Source organism: Brenneria sp. g21c3 (assembly GCF_040240345.1).
GTDB lineage: Bacteria > Pseudomonadota > Gammaproteobacteria > Enterobacterales > Enterobacteriaceae > Brenneria.
In genome coordinates this window covers 140,214-156,346 of the sequence record NZ_JBEIAB010000009.1, presented here as the reverse complement: position 1 = coordinate 156,346, position 16,133 = coordinate 140,214, and the positions used below count along the sequence as shown (strand labels likewise).

13 protein-coding genes and 1 pseudogene are annotated in these 16,133 nt (G+C 47.5%); 8 read left to right on the top strand and 6 right to left on the bottom strand.

Going from position 1 to position 16,133, the window contains the following annotated elements; genetic code table 11:
- The first annotated feature begins 106 nt into the window (after positions 1-106).
- The 3 genes from ABRZ28_RS15100 (at position 107) to yegS (ending at position 3,942) form a co-directional block, all read left to right on the top strand.
- Positions 107-1,069 carry a glutathione S-transferase family protein gene (locus ABRZ28_RS15100; RefSeq protein ID WP_319605349.1) on the top strand — a complete coding sequence of 321 codons (963 nt, stop codon included), beginning with the start codon at positions 107-109 and terminating at the stop codon, positions 1,067-1,069.
- Positions 1,070-1,215: 146 nt separating this feature from the next.
- On the top strand, positions 1,216-2,577 hold the full coding sequence (gene trhP / locus ABRZ28_RS15095; protein ID WP_319605348.1) for a prephenate-dependent tRNA uridine(34) hydroxylase TrhP: 1,362 nt from the start codon (positions 1,216-1,218) through the stop codon (positions 2,575-2,577).
- A 465-nt stretch (positions 2,578-3,042) separates the two neighbouring features.
- Positions 3,043-3,942, top strand: a complete 900-nt coding sequence (yegS, locus tag ABRZ28_RS15090) for a lipid kinase YegS (RefSeq protein WP_330520731.1) — start codon at positions 3,043-3,045, stop codon at positions 3,940-3,942.
- A gap of 464 nt (positions 3,943-4,406) precedes the next feature.
- On the opposite strand, the gene psiE is transcribed toward yegS, so the two are convergent.
- Positions 4,407-4,814, bottom strand: coding sequence for a phosphate-starvation-inducible protein PsiE (psiE, locus tag ABRZ28_RS15085; RefSeq protein WP_319605346.1), 408 nt, complete (start codon positions 4,812-4,814; stop codon positions 4,407-4,409).
- Between the two features lie 442 nt (positions 4,815-5,256).
- Between psiE and fbaB the strand changes: the two genes are divergently transcribed.
- Entirely contained in the window at positions 5,257-6,306 is a 1,050-nt protein-coding gene (fbaB, locus tag ABRZ28_RS15080; protein ID WP_319605345.1) for a class I fructose-bisphosphate aldolase, read from the top strand.
- Between the two features lie 73 nt (positions 6,307-6,379).
- On the opposite strand, the gene thiD is transcribed toward fbaB, so the two are convergent.
- Positions 6,380-7,186 (bottom strand): bifunctional hydroxymethylpyrimidine kinase/phosphomethylpyrimidine kinase, encoded by an 807-nt coding sequence (gene thiD, locus ABRZ28_RS15075; protein ID WP_319605344.1) that lies wholly within the window; start codon positions 7,184-7,186, stop codon positions 6,380-6,382.
- Positions 7,183-7,977 (bottom strand): hydroxyethylthiazole kinase, encoded by a 795-nt coding sequence (thiM, locus tag ABRZ28_RS15070; protein ID WP_330520762.1) that lies wholly within the window; start codon positions 7,975-7,977, stop codon positions 7,183-7,185. The genes thiD and thiM overlap by 4 nt, the downstream gene beginning before the upstream one ends.
- Positions 7,978-8,204: 227 nt before the next feature.
- On the opposite strand from thiM, the gene ABRZ28_RS15065 reads away from it, so the two are divergent.
- The 4 genes and pseudogenes from ABRZ28_RS15065 to ABRZ28_RS15050 all read left to right on the top strand — a co-directional run bounded on the left by ABRZ28_RS15065 (position 8,205) and on the right by ABRZ28_RS15050 (position 11,982).
- Complete coding sequence (locus ABRZ28_RS15065) at positions 8,205-9,443, top strand: tyrosine-type recombinase/integrase (protein ID WP_419721089.1); 1,239 nt, start codon at positions 8,205-8,207, stop codon at positions 9,441-9,443.
- Positions 9,440-9,739 (top strand): annotated as a pseudogene (locus tag ABRZ28_RS15060) (tyrosine-type recombinase/integrase); the annotation flags it as partial. The gene ABRZ28_RS15065 and the pseudogene ABRZ28_RS15060, both read left to right, overlap by 4 nt.
- A gap of 92 nt (positions 9,740-9,831) precedes the next feature.
- Entirely contained in the window at positions 9,832-11,055 is a 1,224-nt protein-coding gene (locus tag ABRZ28_RS15055) for a ComEC/Rec2 family competence protein (RefSeq protein ID WP_330520729.1), read from the top strand.
- A gap of 18 nt (positions 11,056-11,073) precedes the next feature.
- The gene (locus ABRZ28_RS15050; RefSeq protein ID WP_102118743.1) at positions 11,074-11,982 is read left to right on the top strand and encodes an HNH endonuclease; all 909 of its coding nucleotides are present in this window, start codon (positions 11,074-11,076) and stop codon (positions 11,980-11,982) included.
- Between the two features lie 831 nt (positions 11,983-12,813).
- Here the strand turns inward: ABRZ28_RS15050 and ABRZ28_RS15045 are convergent.
- The 3 genes from ABRZ28_RS15045 to pilV form a co-directional block, all read right to left on the bottom strand.
- On the bottom strand, positions 12,814-14,028 hold the full coding sequence (locus ABRZ28_RS15045; RefSeq protein ID WP_330520725.1) for a hypothetical protein: 1,215 nt from the start codon (positions 14,026-14,028) through the stop codon (positions 12,814-12,816).
- Between the two features lie 12 nt (positions 14,029-14,040).
- Positions 14,041-14,562 (bottom strand): hypothetical protein, encoded by a 522-nt coding sequence (locus tag ABRZ28_RS15040; protein WP_330520724.1) that lies wholly within the window; start codon positions 14,560-14,562, stop codon positions 14,041-14,043.
- Between the two features lie 116 nt (positions 14,563-14,678).
- Positions 14,679-16,091: a shufflon system plasmid conjugative transfer pilus tip adhesin PilV gene (gene pilV, locus ABRZ28_RS15035; protein ID WP_330520723.1), complete on the bottom strand. Its 1,413-nt coding sequence runs from the start codon at positions 16,089-16,091 to the stop codon at positions 14,679-14,681.
- Positions 16,092-16,133: the final 42 nt, after the last annotated feature.

Sequence of the window (16,133 nt, the reverse complement as noted above, 5' to 3'; positions counted from 1 at the left end):
GTCAAAAAATCTGTCCGACTTAGTGAAATATTTATCATTTTTTCTTTATCGCCGGCTGATAGGCTTATACCTGACGGTAATCATAATTGAATAGTAGAGAGGCGTAATGTCAGGTTTAGTGGATGGGAAATGGGTTAACGGCGATGTCGCCGCCGAAGAAATCAAGAACGGGGCGTTCCAGCGTCAGGAAACGACATTCCGGCAGACCGACATTGTCGCCGAGCCCGATCGTTATCAGCTGTTTGTCTCTTATCTCTGTCCGTGGGCCTCGCGTACCTTGCTCTTCCGTAAGCTGAAAGGGTTGGAAAACGTCGTCCGGCTTTCCATCGCCGAGCCCTGCATCGGGGACAACGGCTGGGAATTCAGCACGCCGCAGGATGCGGGCGAACACATTGGCCCGGTCCGTTTTCTGCATCAACTGTATACCGCGACGGACAAAGGCTACAGCGGAAAAGTATCGGTTCCGGTGCTATGGGATCGGCAGGAAGGGCGCATCGTCAACAACGAATCGGCGGATATCATCCGTATCCTCAACGATGGCTTTGACCCACTGACCGGCAACACGCTTGATTTCTATCCGCCCGCGCTGCGCGCCGATATCGACCGCTGGAATACGACGATTTATCACGGCATCAATAACGGCGTCTACAAAACAGGCTTTGCCAAAACGCAGGAGAGCTATAACCAGGCGGTCACGACCCTGTTCTCGACGCTGGACGAGGTCGAGGCGCATCTGGCGACAAACCGTTATATTGCCGGCGACACCCTGACGGAAGCCGACTGGCGCCTGTTCGTCACGCTGATCCGTTTCGACGTCGCCTATCATGGCGCGTTCAAATGCAATTTCCGCCGCATTGAGGATTATCCCAATCTGTCGAACTACCTGCGCGAACTTTACCAATGGCCGGGCGTGCAAGAGACCGTCAATATCGCGCATATCAAAGCCGGCTATTACGGCATCAGATGGCTGAACCCGACCGGTATCGTGCCATTAGGCCCGTTGGTCGATTTTTCCCGCCCCCATGACCGTGAACGCTTGGGCGCATCCCGGGTGGCGCTCAAGGGTTGAGCCGGATCGCTCGCCGATAACCGCGTCAATAGGCCTACTTTTTGTGGGCCGTCTGCTGCTTTTTTCCCTGATAAGCGCTAGAATCCCCGCCTTTACTGCTCCCAGCCGGGAGCAGCCTGACTTGTGATCAGAAATCGAGAGACATCATGTTTAAACCGGAACTGCTTTCTCCGGCCGGCACGCTGAAAAATATGCGTTACGCCTTCGCCTATGGCGCGGATGCGATTTACGCCGGTCAACCGCGTTACAGCCTGCGGGTGCGCAATAACGAATTCAACCATCAGACGCTGGCGCAGGCCATCAATGAAGCCCATGAACTGGGTAAGAAATTCTATGTGGTGGTCAATATCGCGCCGCATAACGCCAAACTGAAAACCTTCCTGCGCGACCTGCAACCGGTCATTGAAATGGGGCCGGATGCGCTGATCATGTCCGATCCGGGACTGATTATGCTGGTGCGGGAAAACTTCCCGCAGATGCCGGTCCACCTGTCCGTTCAGGCTAACGCCGTCAACTGGGCGACGGTGAAATTCTGGCAACAGATGGGGCTGAGCCGCGTTATTCTCTCGCGCGAGCTGTCGCTGGAAGAGATTGCCGAAATCCGCAGCCAGGTGCCGGAGATGGAACTGGAAATCTTTGTTCACGGCGCGCTCTGCATGGCCTATTCCGGCCGCTGCCTGCTGTCCGGCTACATCAATAAACGCGACCCCAATCAGGGAACCTGCACCAACGCCTGTCGTTGGGAATACAAGGTGCAGGAAGGAAAGGAAGATGAAGTCGGCAATATCGTTCATCAGCACGAGCCGATTGCGGTGAAAAATGTCGAGCCGGCGCTGGGCATTGGCGAACCGACCGATAAAGTCTTTATGCTGGAAGAGAGTCAGCGTCCCGGCGAATACATGAGCGCCTTTGAGGACGAACACGGCACCTATATCATGAATTCGCGCGATTTGCGCGCCATTCAGCACGTGGAGCGACTGACGCAAATGCAGGTTCATTCGCTGAAAATCGAAGGCCGCACCAAATCGTTTTACTACTGCGCCCGCACCGCGCAGGTCTATCGCCGCGCGATTGACGACGCCGCGGCCGGAAAACCCTTTGATCCGAGCCTGCTGGAAACGCTGGAAGGTCTGGCTCACCGCGGCTATACCGAGGGATTCCTGCGTCGCCACGTGCATGAGGATTATCAGAACTACGAGTATGGCTATTCGGTGTCCGATCGTCAGCAGTTTGTCGGCGAGTTCACCGGCGTTCGTCGCGACGGGCTGGCGGAAGTCGCGGTGAAAAATAAATTCTCCTGCGGCGACAGCGTGGAAATGATGACGCCTAAAGGCAACGTTCAATTCACCATCGAAGCCATGCAAAACGCCAAAGGGCAAGCGACCGACGTCGCGCCGGGCAACGGACATATCGTCTATCTGCCGGTGCCGGAGGACATTGCGCTGGAATATGCGCTGTTATTACGCAACCTGCCGGGTACGACGACCCGCAATCCAAACGCGAAATAACGCCCGCCGCCCTTGTTTTCCCGTCGCAGGGCCAATGCCTGCGACGGAAAAAAACGGGATACAGACACAAAGATTGGGACTTTAAACAAATATTAGAATCAGATCACATCAATTGCTGAACCTAATAGTTAGTATTGTCTCGCTGAGAAAATGTAGAACGAAAAATAAGCGTAGTGATACTACTAGGAACCACCTCCTTGGCCAGCTCAATCTCCCTTGAGCTGGCTTTTCTTTTTTTGCCGTAAGCGTAATCCTGCCCCCACAGCCGCACCATCCGGTTTCAACCTGTGTTTTTGCTGACTAATTGTATTTACTGACTATTATTAGAGGGCAGGCCGCTGCGGCGCTTAACCGAACGCGGATATCGCGTCGTTTGTGCTTGTCGAAGAGCCGATATTTCTCGCCAGCCGTCGTGGGTTTATCATTATCTTTATCTAAATTGAAACACCGAATCTGGAGAACTCCATGGATCAATCCCCTGCCACGCTGCTCATTCTGAATGGGAAAAATACCGATAATGATCAGCTTCGTCAGTCCATCGGCGAGTGGCGTAAGGATGGCAATACCTTGCATGTCAGAGTGACCTGGGAAGCCGGCGACGCGCGTCGCTACGTGGAGGAAGCCGTCCAGTTGAAAGTCGAAAACGTCATCGCCGCCGGCGGCGACGGCACGATCAATGAAGTCGCCGGCGCGCTGGCGGGTCAACCGGCGGCAATCCGCCCCTGCATGGGGATCATTCCGCTGGGTACCGCCAACGACTTCGCCACCAGCTGTCAGATCCCGATTGACGTGCATAACGCGCTGGCGCTGGCGATCAAGGGCCGGGCGACCGCCATTGATCTGGCCAAAGTGAATGACGAGCACTACTTCATCAACATGGCGACGGGCGGGTTCGCGACCCGCATTACCACGGAAACCCCGGCAAAAATGAAAGCGGCGCTGGGCGGCGTATCCTATATCCTCAACGCGCTGCTGCGCATGGATATGCTGCAATCCGAGCGCTGTGAAATCCGCGGCCCGGATTTTAACTGGTCGGGCGATACCTGGGTGGTGGCGATCGGCAATGGGCGCCAGGCCGGCGGCGGTCAGCAACTTTGTCCGGATGGCTTGTTGAATGACGGTCAGTTGGAATTAAGGATCCTGTCGGCACGGGAGCTATTGCCCAATATGCTGCAAGCCTGGTTTACCGGCGAAGAGAACCCCAATATGATTTCGGCCTCCCTGCCCTGGCTGGAGATTACCGCGCCGAATGAGATGACCTTTAATCTGGATGGCGAACCCTTTAACGCAAAACATTTTCGTATCGAGGTGATTCCGGCGGCGATTCATTGCCGCCTGCCGCCGCAGTGTCCATTACTCGGCTAGCGCGCCCGACGTTGCCGCCTCATCCTGCGCAGTCTCTTATACACAAATGCAGGGAGCGCTGACGGAGGTGGCTGTTACGCGGCGTAAAAAATTATGCTGAGGAGATAGCAGGCTTAGGATGAGCCGCATGGACGCGGCGAAAGCTTGCGCCACGTCGGACAAAAACGCCGGGAGCGTTTTTGAACAGCGCTTGCGCTGGCCCGCCAGGGCGAGTCTCAGGGATGAGACGAGTATTCCGTGTCGCAAGCGGTCCGTTAAGCCTGATACCGAAGAAGGCACCGCGCAGCGGCATAATTTAGCCGCAAGCCCGGGTTCATAGGGGGCTGGCGTTTGAGCCCCCTATGTCGGGCGCGTGCTACGACGTAGCATGGGAATGACGGCATTGTGGCGCACGAAACTGCCTCTGCGTCCGCATAAAAATGTGACTAAGAAACAACCTCCTACGGCAGGAGGGGCCGGGAAGATTATTCACGCTTCAGGCGATTGCTGTTCGCCAGGTAGAGCGTAATCACCAGCAGCAAAATAGCGGCGGCGTAAATCAGCGTATCAATCGGGTTTTTATGATCGACGATAATCAGCCGGATGATCGCCGTGATGCCGATATAAACAAAATAACGCAGCGGAAAGTGATATCCCGACTGGAAATACTTCACGATCAACGCGATAAATTCGAAATACAGAAAGTAGATCACAATACTTTCAATCAATTGATAAGATGAGTCTTTCTCATTGGTAATCAACAATACCTGCGCCAGATGGTAGGTCTCTTTCCCCAGAAAAATCACCAGAATGATAGCCAATATCAGCAATCCGATATTGAGTATCGTCTGGAGTCCTTTTGAAACTATGATGCTGCGTGTCGAACCCGCCATGCTTACTTCCTCATACCTGATAAACGGCCGGTCAGGCCGACCGCCATTACTTTATCCCCACAGGTTAGCATCCTTATCCTGCATCAGGGAGACAAGCTACTTATTTGTAAGCAAAATTACCGCGGGAAATCGGCTTGTGGCCTTTTTGCCCTCCTGTTTATCGGCCTGTTTTTCCCGTTCGTCACCCGCGATGGAAATAGCGCGCTAAATTTGCCGCGTAAAATGGCAATTATCGACGATTGCAACTATTGTTTCTTCTGATCGTCAGGATTTCATCCACCCTGCTTTAACGGCAGTTCAATCGTCGCTTTTCATTACGCCGTAGCCATTTTTCACCGGTCATCCTGGGGCAAGATGTAGGACTCTTAACGGTCTCGCCCCCAGAATAACAAGCTCAATCACCTGAGACGGCGATAAGGAAAAGCCAAACCAGGAGTTAACCATGACTGATATTGCGCAGTTATTAGGTAAGGAAGCGGAAGATCTGTTGCAACACCGCTGTACCACCATCCCTGCTGAAAATCTCTACTTACCGGGCGCCGACTTCGTCGATCGGGTGATGATCGATAATAATCGCCCCAACAGCGTGCTGCGTTCAATGCAGACGCTGTTCAACCACGGCCGACTGGCCGGCACCGGCTATCTGTCGATCTTACCGGTCGATCAGGGCGTTGAGCACTCCGCCGGCGCCTCTTTCGCCGCCAACCCGCTCTATTTCGATCCGAAAAATATCGTCGAACTGGCGATCGAAGCGGGCTGCAACTGCGTGGCGTCCACCTACGGCGTGCTGGCCGCGGTTTCGCGCCGCTATGCGCACAAGATCCCGTTTCTGGTCAAACTCAATCACAATGAAACCCTGAGCTACCCGACCCAGTACGATCAAACGCTGTACGCCAGCGTCGAGCAGGCGTTCAATCTGGGGGCGGTCGCGGTGGGCGCCACCATCTATTTCGGCTCCGAGCAGTCGCGCCGTCAGATCGAAGAGATCTCAAGCGCGTTCGAACGCGCGCACGAACTGGGTTTGGTCACCGTGCTGTGGGCTTATTTGCGCAATCCGGCGTTCAAGAAGGACGGGGTTGACTACCACGCCAGCGCCGACCTTACCGGACAGGCCAACCATCTTGCCGCCACTATCGGCGCGGATATCGTGAAGCAGAAAATGGCGGAAAACAACGGCGGCTATCGCGCCATCAAATTCGGTTATACCGACGATCGCGTCTATGACAAACTCACCACCGATCACCCGATCGATCTGGTGCGTTACCAGTTGGCCAACTGCTATCTGGGGCGCGCCGGGCTGATCAACTCCGGCGGCGCCGCCGGCGATAACGATTTACAGGAGTCGGTGCGTACCGCGGTGATCAATAAACGCGCGGGCGGCATGGGGTTAATTCTCGGCCGCAAGGCGTTTAAAAAATCCATGCCGGAAGGGGTGGCGCTGATCAACGCCGTGCAGGACACCTATCTTGATAAGAGCATCACCATCGCCTAACCCGCCGGAACTTGTCCGGCGCGCGGATTCGGGCGCGACCGGACAATCAGATAAAAACCTCGCCGATTGCGAATCACCACCAGGCATGAAAATGATGCACCGGCCCAATACCCTGCCCCACTTCCAGCGAATCGGCCTGCTCAAGCGCTTTTTGCAGATAATTTTTCGCCGCCGCGACCGTCGCCGCCCAGTCAGCATGACGCGGGCGCAAAGCCGCCAGCGCGGCGGACAGGGTACACCCGGTGCCGTGGGTATGTCGGGTGTTGACGCGCGGCGCGGTGAAACGCAGCGGCTGAGCCTGTTGGCTAAACAACCAGTCCGGGCTTTCCTCCTCGCTTAAATGTCCGCCTTTCATCAATACCGCCTGACATCCCAGGGCCAACAGCGCCTGTCCCTGATCGCGCATCTCCTGTTCGTTGGCGGCCGGCGAACAATCCAGCAAGGCGGCGGCTTCCGGTAGATTAGGGGTAATCAGCGAAACATGGGGCAACAGTAAGCGCCGAATCGACTCCACCGCATCGGGCGATAACAGCGGATCGCCGCTTTTCGCCAGCATCACCGTGTCCAGCACCACATAAGGGATGGCGTAGTGGCGCAAGCGCTCGGCCACCGCCTCGACGATTTCAGCCTGCGCCAGCATGCCAATCTTGGCGCTGTCGATACGCACGTCGCTCAGCACGGAATCCAACTGGGCCGCCACAAAAGCCGGTTCAATCTGATAGACGGACTGAACGCCGCGGGTATTTTGCGCCACCAGCGCGGTAATCACCGAGGCGCCGTAAGCCCCCAGCGCGGAAAACGTTTTCAAATCGGCCTGGATCCCCGCGCCGCCGCTGGGGTCGGTGCCGGCGATGGTTAATGCATTAATACGTGGTTTCATGCCAGATCCTCCGCACGCAGACGATAGAGATGGTCAAGAAAGGCCGGCGTAAAACTGCCCGGCCCATGAGATTGCGCGGCGGCCCGTTTCCCCGCCAGCGCCATGACATAACAGGCCGCCGCCACATGTTGCGCGCGATCGCCGTCCAGCACGCAGAAAGCGGCGACCACGGCGGATAACGCACAACCGGTACCCACCACGCGGGTCATGATTTTATCCCCGCCGCTCACCGCCCAGTCATGAGAGCCATCCGTTACATAATCCACTTCGCCCGTCACCGCGACGATGGTGGAGAGGCGGCCGGCCAGCTCGCGGGCGGCGGGCAGCGCGGTCAATGAATCGTTGGTGCTATCAACGCCGCGCCCCTGCGCATTCAGCCCGGCCAGCGCCATGATCTCCGACGCATTGCCCCGGATAGCCGCCGGTTTTAATGTCAGCAGCTCGCGGGCGAAATCGGTACGAAAAGTCAGCCCGCCGACCGCCACCGGATCGAGCACCCAGGGCGTGCCAGACTGATTGGCGCTGTTAATCGCCGTCCGCATCGCCGCGGCGCTATCGCGTTCCAACGTACCGATATTGATCAGCAGCGCATCGGCTAATGCGCTGAACTGCGCGGCTTCCTCCGGATCCACCACCATCGCCGGCGACGCGTTAAGCGCCAGCAACACGTTGGCGGTAAACGATTGCACCACGTCATTGGTCAGGCAGTGTACTAAAGGAGACAACGCATGAAATTGCGTTAACGATGCCGCCGCGCGGGCAGCCGGTAAATCGACAGGTCGAGTGTTCATCATTCCCCCAACCGGCGTTCAAGAAGGCGGTAACCGGTTGGTTGGCATACCGAGACTTCCCTACGCTGGCATTATCCAGATCAAATAGAAAGCTAGTGTCTCAGAACATCTAACAAAGTTAAATAGTAGCAATAAAACAATGAGATAATAGTTCATTATGTCTCATAAGATTTCTATTCATCTCGGTGCATTTTAGGTACATACTAGGGACGTGAAAAAATCGGATAATGCCAATGCTCAAAACTAAAACTGACATCCAGCGTTTCACCATCCCCGATGGTAAGACAATGAAGAAAGAAATCGTCTTCAACAACGGATTAACAGGATTGTACTTTGCTGCCCGAAGAAATCCATCAGGCGTGATAACAAAAAGCTGGCGTTATATTGTAGGTAGCAATGATGTTACTTTAGGCACCTATCCAGCCTACAGTCTGGAAGATGCCAGAAAATGGCATTTGCAACAGGTACAAAAAACCAGACAAGGCTTTGCACCCAGCAAAACACTCACCGGAAAACCCACCACTATGGATGGTCTGGTTCAGGAGTGGCTGGAAGTAAAATGCGCTAAACCGTCAAAACCGGGAAGACGGGCGATCTGGAATAAACATGGTAAAGCCCTGCATAACGTAGACCCTGAGCAGCTTACTTACCACCATATCTATTCTCATATTTTGGCGATGGGGGTCAGCAACGCTTCTCATCGTATGTGTCAGATAATTAAAATGGTGATGTTATATGCCTTTCAGGTGCATGGCATACAGGGGCAACAACCGGGACAACCCGTGTATGTTCCGCAAAAATTGTCAGAGATCCATGACAGAAAAAAAGTTGCTGCTGTAATAGGTAAAATACGTGATAACCATCTACAGGCAGAACAATACCGCATACTCTGGCATTCCTTGGGTAACACCCCTTCTCATGCAGCGATGCGCTTTATTATGGTCTTTGGTACTCGCAAGTCGGAATCAGCAAAGCTGGTATGGCCTGAAATAGATTTAAAGGCTAAAACATGGACCTTACCCGCAGAACGCACCAAAACAAAACAGGAGCGTGTATACCCTCTTCCTGACTACCTGATCAGTCTGTTAGAAGAATGGTCTTGGACAAAGCATAACCTTAGCAAACAGATATGGACACATATCGGACATACCACGATGTCACATTCCGCTGTCAGGCTACGAGAAACGGTAGGAAATGATTTTACGACTCACGATCTGAGACGCAGTACGGCATCAATGATGAGCAACGAGGCGGGAATTGATCCCATTATTGTAGACCTGATGTTAGGTCATAGCCTCAGTATGGTAATGTCAAAGATTCTGGCAACTTACCAACCAAAAGCCTTTCAGAAAAAGGTCGATAAGGCTTGGCCTGTTTGGTTTCAGTGGTTTGAGAAAAATATCATCAACAAGAAGCCAAAGGAATGGCAAGAGGGACTGCCTAAACTTGCGGATACAAGTAAATGAGTGAGAACACCATCAACAAGGCACTACGCAAAATGGGCTATGACACCAAAACCGATTTGTGTGGTCATGGCTTCCGAACGCTGGCATGCAGTGCCTTAATTGAATCGGGTATCTGGCCGGAAGATTTGGTTGAACTCCAGATGAGCCACATGGAAAAGAACAACGTTCGCGCTGCCTATACCCACAAGGCTAAACATCTTGAACAGCGTCGCCTGATGCTGCAATGGTGGGCTGATTTTCTGGATGCTAACAGCGACGGGATGGTTAGGCCGTTTGAGTTTGCGCAGAAGGGATAGATTTGCAGCCAAGGATGGCTTGATTAATCAAGAGCTAGTGTTAGCATAATTTAACTCTTCTACCAAACTTTTCATGATGGAATAAAAATAAAATGACATTGCTATTATCGGAAGTAACATATCATGGTGTAGGTCAAGGACTATTTATTTCTGGAGAAATAACTTCAAATGAAAGATCTTTCAAATGGGTTTATGATTGTGGATCAAGTTCAAAGTCAGGTAAATTACTATTAGAGAGGAAAATTAAAAATATATTTAAACAAAGAAATGAACCTATCGTTATAGATATGCTAGTTATTTCTCATTTTGATAGAGATCATATAAACGGATGTGAGTCATTACTCAAAACATTTAAAGTAAATAAAGTAATACTTCCATACATCCCACTTTGGAAAAGAATTCTATTAGCATTAGAGCAAAAAGTTGGTATTACTGGAAAGTATATTGATTTTTATATAAACCCTACCCAATATATTAATGGAATATCAGAAAACAAAGAAATTCAGATAGAGTACATAGATTCACAACTGATCGACTTTAACGGAGAAAATATCTCCCCCACCAATGAATCACAATACATCCCCCCTCATGAAAACGAAAGTGATTTATTTAACTCATCTAATGTTAAATTAAGGAAGAATGGAGGTGTTTTGATTGAAAAAGATATTATCAGGTGGGAGTTTGTATTTTATAATGACGAAGCCATGAAAAGACGTCTCGATAAAACAACAATAGAAGAGATAAAAAAATTATGTATAGAAATAAATAAAGACAAAAAAACAATAAAAAAAATAAAAGAAAAGTATGAAGAAAAATACACAAACAAAGAAGAAAGAAATATGATCTCCTTGTTTATGTACTCTGGGCCAACAGATATAAAAAGTAGTCTCGAAGAAATATATACCCATTCGTGCTCATCCACATGCGTAAAAAATCACGATATGGTTTACCAGTACTCATCAAACCCAAAATCAGGATTCCTATTTACTGGTGATGGATATTTAAATACTCAACACAGATTCGAAGCACTTAAAAATTCAATTACAGAAAAAAGAATGAATAATATATTATCCTTTCAAATAATGCATCACGGTTCAAAAAATAACTGGTTTCACGGTATTGCAAATGAAATATGCCCCATTTTTAGTGTGTTTAGTTCTAATCCCGAAAGATCTAAAAAAGACAGATACGGAAAATCTAAATCATGGAATCATCCAGATCCTGAAGTTGTAATGGACTTCTATAGATACAATCCTATTCAAGTTGATCTGAAAAATTCTTTTTATGTACACGCTTATTATTTATTTAGTTCTTAATAAACATGGAGAAAAATAATGAATATTTTATTTTGTAATATTGGATGGATGGATAAATATGATGGAATTGATGGTGACTCAATCAAACGAGGTGGAGCCTACAACAAAAAATCCATAGGCCATGAAGTTTGTAACTTTACAAACTCTGATGGATATGTATATGGGTATGTACAACCAACAGGCCAGATAAAAATAGAAAAACTAGGTGCCCACAAACGTGATGAAAAAATTGATGGTGTGACTGTCGTTTGGCTTGCTGGCCCTGACTCTGGTGGTACTGCTGTTGTTGGCTGGTATAAGAATGCAACAATATTCCGTGAGCCACAAGACTTGATATCCCCTTCATCGAAACATAAAAAAAATGGTATAACTACTTTTAGAATAAAAGCTCTGTGGAAGGATGCGTTTTTATTACATATTGATAATAGAAGCACTTTAATTCCCAGAGCTGTCAAGGGGGGAATAGGACAAAGTAATGTTTGGTATGCCAATAACCCTGAAAGTGAAAAATATGTTAATAAAGTAAGAAAGCTAATTTCTGAATCCGACGAAAATATTCATACACCTGATGTTGACCAAGAAATTATGGGAATTGAAGGCAACCCACGATTTATATCACATATACGAAGAGAACGAGACTCAATAATCGTTAAAGAGAAAAAAAGAATTATTTTAGCAGAGAAGGGACATTTGAAGTGTGAAGTATGCAACTTTGATTTTTTTGAATTTTATGGTGAGGATGGATATGGTTTTTGCGAAGTACATCACTTGATACCGCTACATAAATCAGATGGGGCTACCATAACTAAACTATCTGATCTTGCGATAGTTTGCTCAAACTGCCATAGAATAATACATAGAACAACACCAATGATTTCACTTGATGAACTGTCTAGAAAAATTAACCAACGAAAAAGTCGAAATTGAATTTAATACTAAGCGCAAGGTTATTGACCTCACTTAGCTTAGTCGCCGGTTCACACGGATCTGAAGTTATACGTATTTTGAGGGAACAGAGATTTTCCTAGCGCGGCTTTTCTTATCTCGCGTTAACTAATTGAATTGACTAGTAACAGACCTGAGATTAAATTGCAGCCTATAAGGTTCACGCCTGTATACAGGACTACCTATAAACCAGTTTCGCCCCAGAAAGGTACGGTAATACCAGACAGGGGCTAACCACAACGTTAGAAGGATAACGCTATGGCTGTCTGTCAGTTTACCTATTCACTTCCTGAAAATCTGCATCTGGCTACTGCTTTTTTTGCCACATATCAGCATCCAGCAGCGGAGGCTTATCATGTTCGATAACACGCCGCTGGAACTGGAAGAAATCATCGATCAGTGCCGGGCATTAATTTACGCCGTTGTTGAGATTGAAAATCCCCAAGCCAAAGAGATCCTGTCTTTTGTGTTGTAGGAAAGGCTCGACGTTCTATATCGAACCTACCAAACAAAAGATGTGAGTTAATTTCTGAATAGCTTTTTATTATAAGCTGAAACGCAAAAAGGGCCGTTAAGCCCTTTTACTGCCTCATTGAGGCACTATCCATAGGATAGAATACTTAGCCCCACATTTGGGGCAACGATATCAGCCCATTGGGCTGTAAATAAACTCTCCATATATGGAGCAATCAGACACTTCATTGAAGTGAATATCTTTGAAGACACATGTTAAATAATATATTATTTTTTGTTTGTCAAATATGTTTATCATTTTATTAAACTGGTTAACAACATTATTTATTCTTAAACATTTCACCAATAATCACCCACTTTAGTGATGGTTCGATTGCTATTAGAGTTACAAGACAAATAAGAACTGCTTGTAGAGACGATATACAACATCCCATCTGTAGCTAATTCATATGACAGCCATAGACCATTATTCGGATTTGCCGTTAAAATATTTCTTGTTTTTATATTTGGAACTTTACATGAATAACCACCACTGTTCACTTCTGCTTTCAGCAAAGATAAGTTATTATTTACCCAATAGTTGATTAAATTATTTGCAGCTTTATCTATGGTTAATCCTTTAGGGATATTAAATGCATGATAAATAGTATAATTTAGATAAGCATAATCAGATGTATACGCACATTCATCATAATAGCTATTAGACAGTTTTGAACAATCAGTAGTCGATGTATATAGGGAAGAACCATATGATAAATCCGCCACCTGCGTTTGTTTCAACATATTTGATATTTTTTCATTATAATTTAAGTAGGTAGTTCCTGAATGTAATAATGGAGTGAGATTATGATTATCATTTCCTTGTAGAACATATAAAATGCCGTCTGTTAATTTCATAGCAATTGTTATTTGATATCCATCGTATTTTCCCCCATCACTCCAAAGGAAGTAGCTTTCTTTTGATAATGCTTCATCTATCTCCTTCTCAACGGCACCTGTAGTCGTATCATCCTCAACAGGCTCTACTGGTATACTTGGCTCCGGTGTTGTCTCTACCGGCGTCTCAGGTATTGTCTCAACAGGAACCGGGTTATCAGCAATAACCACAGGATCGCTCTTCAGCCATTCATCAGGGAAAGAGACGTTATCAACAATCGGGGTTTCACGTATGGATGGGGTTTCCGGTACGGTTTCTGGCTCTTCTGGTTGATTACTACCCTCATTCGTTTCAGGTTCTGGTGCTTGCGCTGCAGGCAGCGTATCAACCAGTATCTCCTGTTTGGTAAACGCACCGAGGTTTATCGGCAACGCATTCATATTTTTCAAGATCTGCATAGAGATCTTGTTTCTATCCTGATTGGATCCATCAGATCTTAAACCAATAAGATAGGAATCCGATGCCTTAAATATCGTTTCAATCTGTTGGGCGTTTTCCCTTATTGCTCTGTCTTTCTTTTCACTGCGATAATAACTCAACACCGCATAGGCCACACCGGACACGATAGCCAGTGTTAATACCATTTCTAATATTGAGTATCCTTTTTTATTCTTCATAAGATTGCTCCTTTATTTAACCGACAATTGATGGTTCTCTCTGGTCTGCATAGTTTTCCTGTAGATTTCATAATTACTGTTAACAATATTTTCTTTGGCAGATGAACCGCTTGCTGAGTTCACAATATCGCCATTTTCGTTATATAACGCATATGTCTTTGGATAGATAAAATGATTCACTACAATGGTGTTATTTTTCCCTGATTGACATAACGCTGCAGTCTTATCAGCAACAACATAATTTCGGTTCCATGTTGTTCCTGATGCAGGCGGAGTCAATGGCACATATTGATTGTTTACCTGAACTTCAAAATATTTCCCTGCTAACTCAGGAGCAAGCTTTGCACATGCATCATCAGAGACATGTGTCATTGTTAGTTTTAATACATTAGCGCCTACGTATTCGTTGTTATATTCAAGTGAATAAAGGCTACCCACAGGTGATTTAAATATCATATCTTCAGAGATAGCAAAACCACTGTAAGATAAATATGTGAATAACAACAATCCTTTTTTATAGTTAAAACCTTTCATTTATTCTCTCCAGAGTTATACGATAATAAACATATAACTCCATTAAAAATAAAAACAATACTTTTACACTATCAATTTAAATAATGACTGACAGATGGCAGACTTAAAATAACAAATTAATCAGGAAGTATGGCATAACCAATAAATTCCGTAGAGCAGTTCAAATGAGTTGGATTAGTGGATACCACTTTATTATTACAATTCGGAACGGTTCCCACATAGAGAGGTTGTAACTTATTTGTTTTTGAAAACCCTTTCCAAGTCCCTGACTGACACGAAAGGATTGCCCCTGTTGAGTCTTTACTAATTGCTCCTGTAGCAGAACAAGCTGCCCCGGCAACCACCGTTGATGTCGGTTGTAAATACTGAGCGGCCACTGTGCCACCGGATGTAATATTTCCTGATGATGTAATTGAACCGGTAGTTGAGCCACTGGCTACGATTTTCAAATCTCCAAGATTTCGTTGCGAACCAGAGACAAGTAATCTTTCTTCTGCTGCTTCACCACCATTACGCCAAATAGTAAGCGGCTTGGCCGCATCCAGACGAAATTCATAGGCGTTTGTATTCCCGCTACCAATAGAAAATTTATCTCCATTAGTGTTATGTCCAATGAGCTGACCGCCTGCGGTGATTGTTCCTGACGCGTTGATATTGTTGTTAACCGTCATGACTCCCGTATAGGTAGAAGCTCCGGCAACGGTTAATGTTGAGCCTAAAGATGCTGCACCTTTAAGACTGGATGCACCTGCGACCGTTAACGTGGTTCCAACGCTGGTCGCGCCTGTGGATTTTAATGTTGTGGCCGTCGTGGTTCCCGATGCCGTAATGTCTCCAGCATTATTGATGTCATTCCCACCCATATTGAGATTGCCCGTCATTGGCAATGTCCCATCACGACGCAGGTAAACCGAATACATCGTACTGTCATAACCAACACGATAAGCCAACAGCCCCGCCGCATTGATCCCTGCGTAGCTGTTTTGGTTTTCCGTCCACTGACCACCCGATCCTGATGCAACAGTTGCAGATTGCGTCATACCGCTGTCAATCCCTGCGGCCTGCATGGCACGGCCTAACAGGTCGTAGCGAACTCTGCTTCCCTCAATCCACGGTAATGTCGTTATGATTAGGCCATTAACAACATAGTTAGGTGAGGTGCCAGAGCGCTTTAACAAAATCTTGTAAGAAGACTTCTGCGTGTTAACCCCTTTATTGCCAGCAGGTAATAAGCCTTCATTAATCAACGTCTGGTACGTGATTTCACAGCCTGCGGCTGAACAGGTTCTTGGTCCCGGATCGCTGGTTTGACTGCTACTGGAAGACAGAGTTGAAAGTTTGTCATAGCGGATACTGATATAACGGTTTACTGCTTCCCCCATCTGTTTCATTTGCGATCCAACGGTATTGGCTATGATTGTTTCCTGATCGTTTTTCATATCCTGAAACTTCATGAAAGCCGTTGCCGCACCAATACCTAACACCAGAATAATTTCCAGTAAAGAAAACCCTTTTTTATGTTTAATCATTTTTTCATCGTCCTTTTTTATTTCACGTACTAATCAATTAGC

What these genes read in the sequence shown, in the direction of transcription:
- thiM (WP_330520762.1), bottom strand. Translation starts at nt 7,977, where the DNA reads ATGAACACTCGACCTGTCGATTTACCGGCTGCCCGCGCGGCGGCATCG.
- ABRZ28_RS15065 (WP_419721089.1), top strand. Translation starts at nt 8,205, where the DNA reads ATGCCAATGCTCAAAACTAAAACTGACATCCAGCGTTTCACCATCCCC.
- ABRZ28_RS15100 (WP_319605349.1), top strand. Translation starts at nt 107, where the DNA reads ATGTCAGGTTTAGTGGATGGGAAATGGGTTAACGGCGATGTCGCCGCC.
- yegS (WP_330520731.1), top strand. Translation starts at nt 3,043, where the DNA reads ATGGATCAATCCCCTGCCACGCTGCTCATTCTGAATGGGAAAAATACC.
- thiD (WP_319605344.1), bottom strand. Translation starts at nt 7,186, where the DNA reads ATGAAACCACGTATTAATGCATTAACCATCGCCGGCACCGACCCCAGC.
- trhP (WP_319605348.1), top strand. Translation starts at nt 1,216, where the DNA reads ATGTTTAAACCGGAACTGCTTTCTCCGGCCGGCACGCTGAAAAATATG.
- ABRZ28_RS15045 (WP_330520725.1), bottom strand. Translation starts at nt 14,028, where the DNA reads ATGAAGAATAAAAAAGGATACTCAATATTAGAAATGGTATTAACACTG.
- ABRZ28_RS15040 (WP_330520724.1), bottom strand. Translation starts at nt 14,562, where the DNA reads ATGAAAGGTTTTAACTATAAAAAAGGATTGTTGTTATTCACATATTTA.
- psiE (WP_319605346.1), bottom strand. Translation starts at nt 4,814, where the DNA reads ATGGCGGGTTCGACACGCAGCATCATAGTTTCAAAAGGACTCCAGACG.
- pilV (WP_330520723.1), bottom strand. Translation starts at nt 16,091, where the DNA reads ATGATTAAACATAAAAAAGGGTTTTCTTTACTGGAAATTATTCTGGTG.
- fbaB (WP_319605345.1), top strand. Translation starts at nt 5,257, where the DNA reads ATGACTGATATTGCGCAGTTATTAGGTAAGGAAGCGGAAGATCTGTTG.
- ABRZ28_RS15050 (WP_102118743.1), top strand. Translation starts at nt 11,074, where the DNA reads ATGAATATTTTATTTTGTAATATTGGATGGATGGATAAATATGATGGA.
- ABRZ28_RS15055 (WP_330520729.1), top strand. Translation starts at nt 9,832, where the DNA reads ATGACATTGCTATTATCGGAAGTAACATATCATGGTGTAGGTCAAGGA.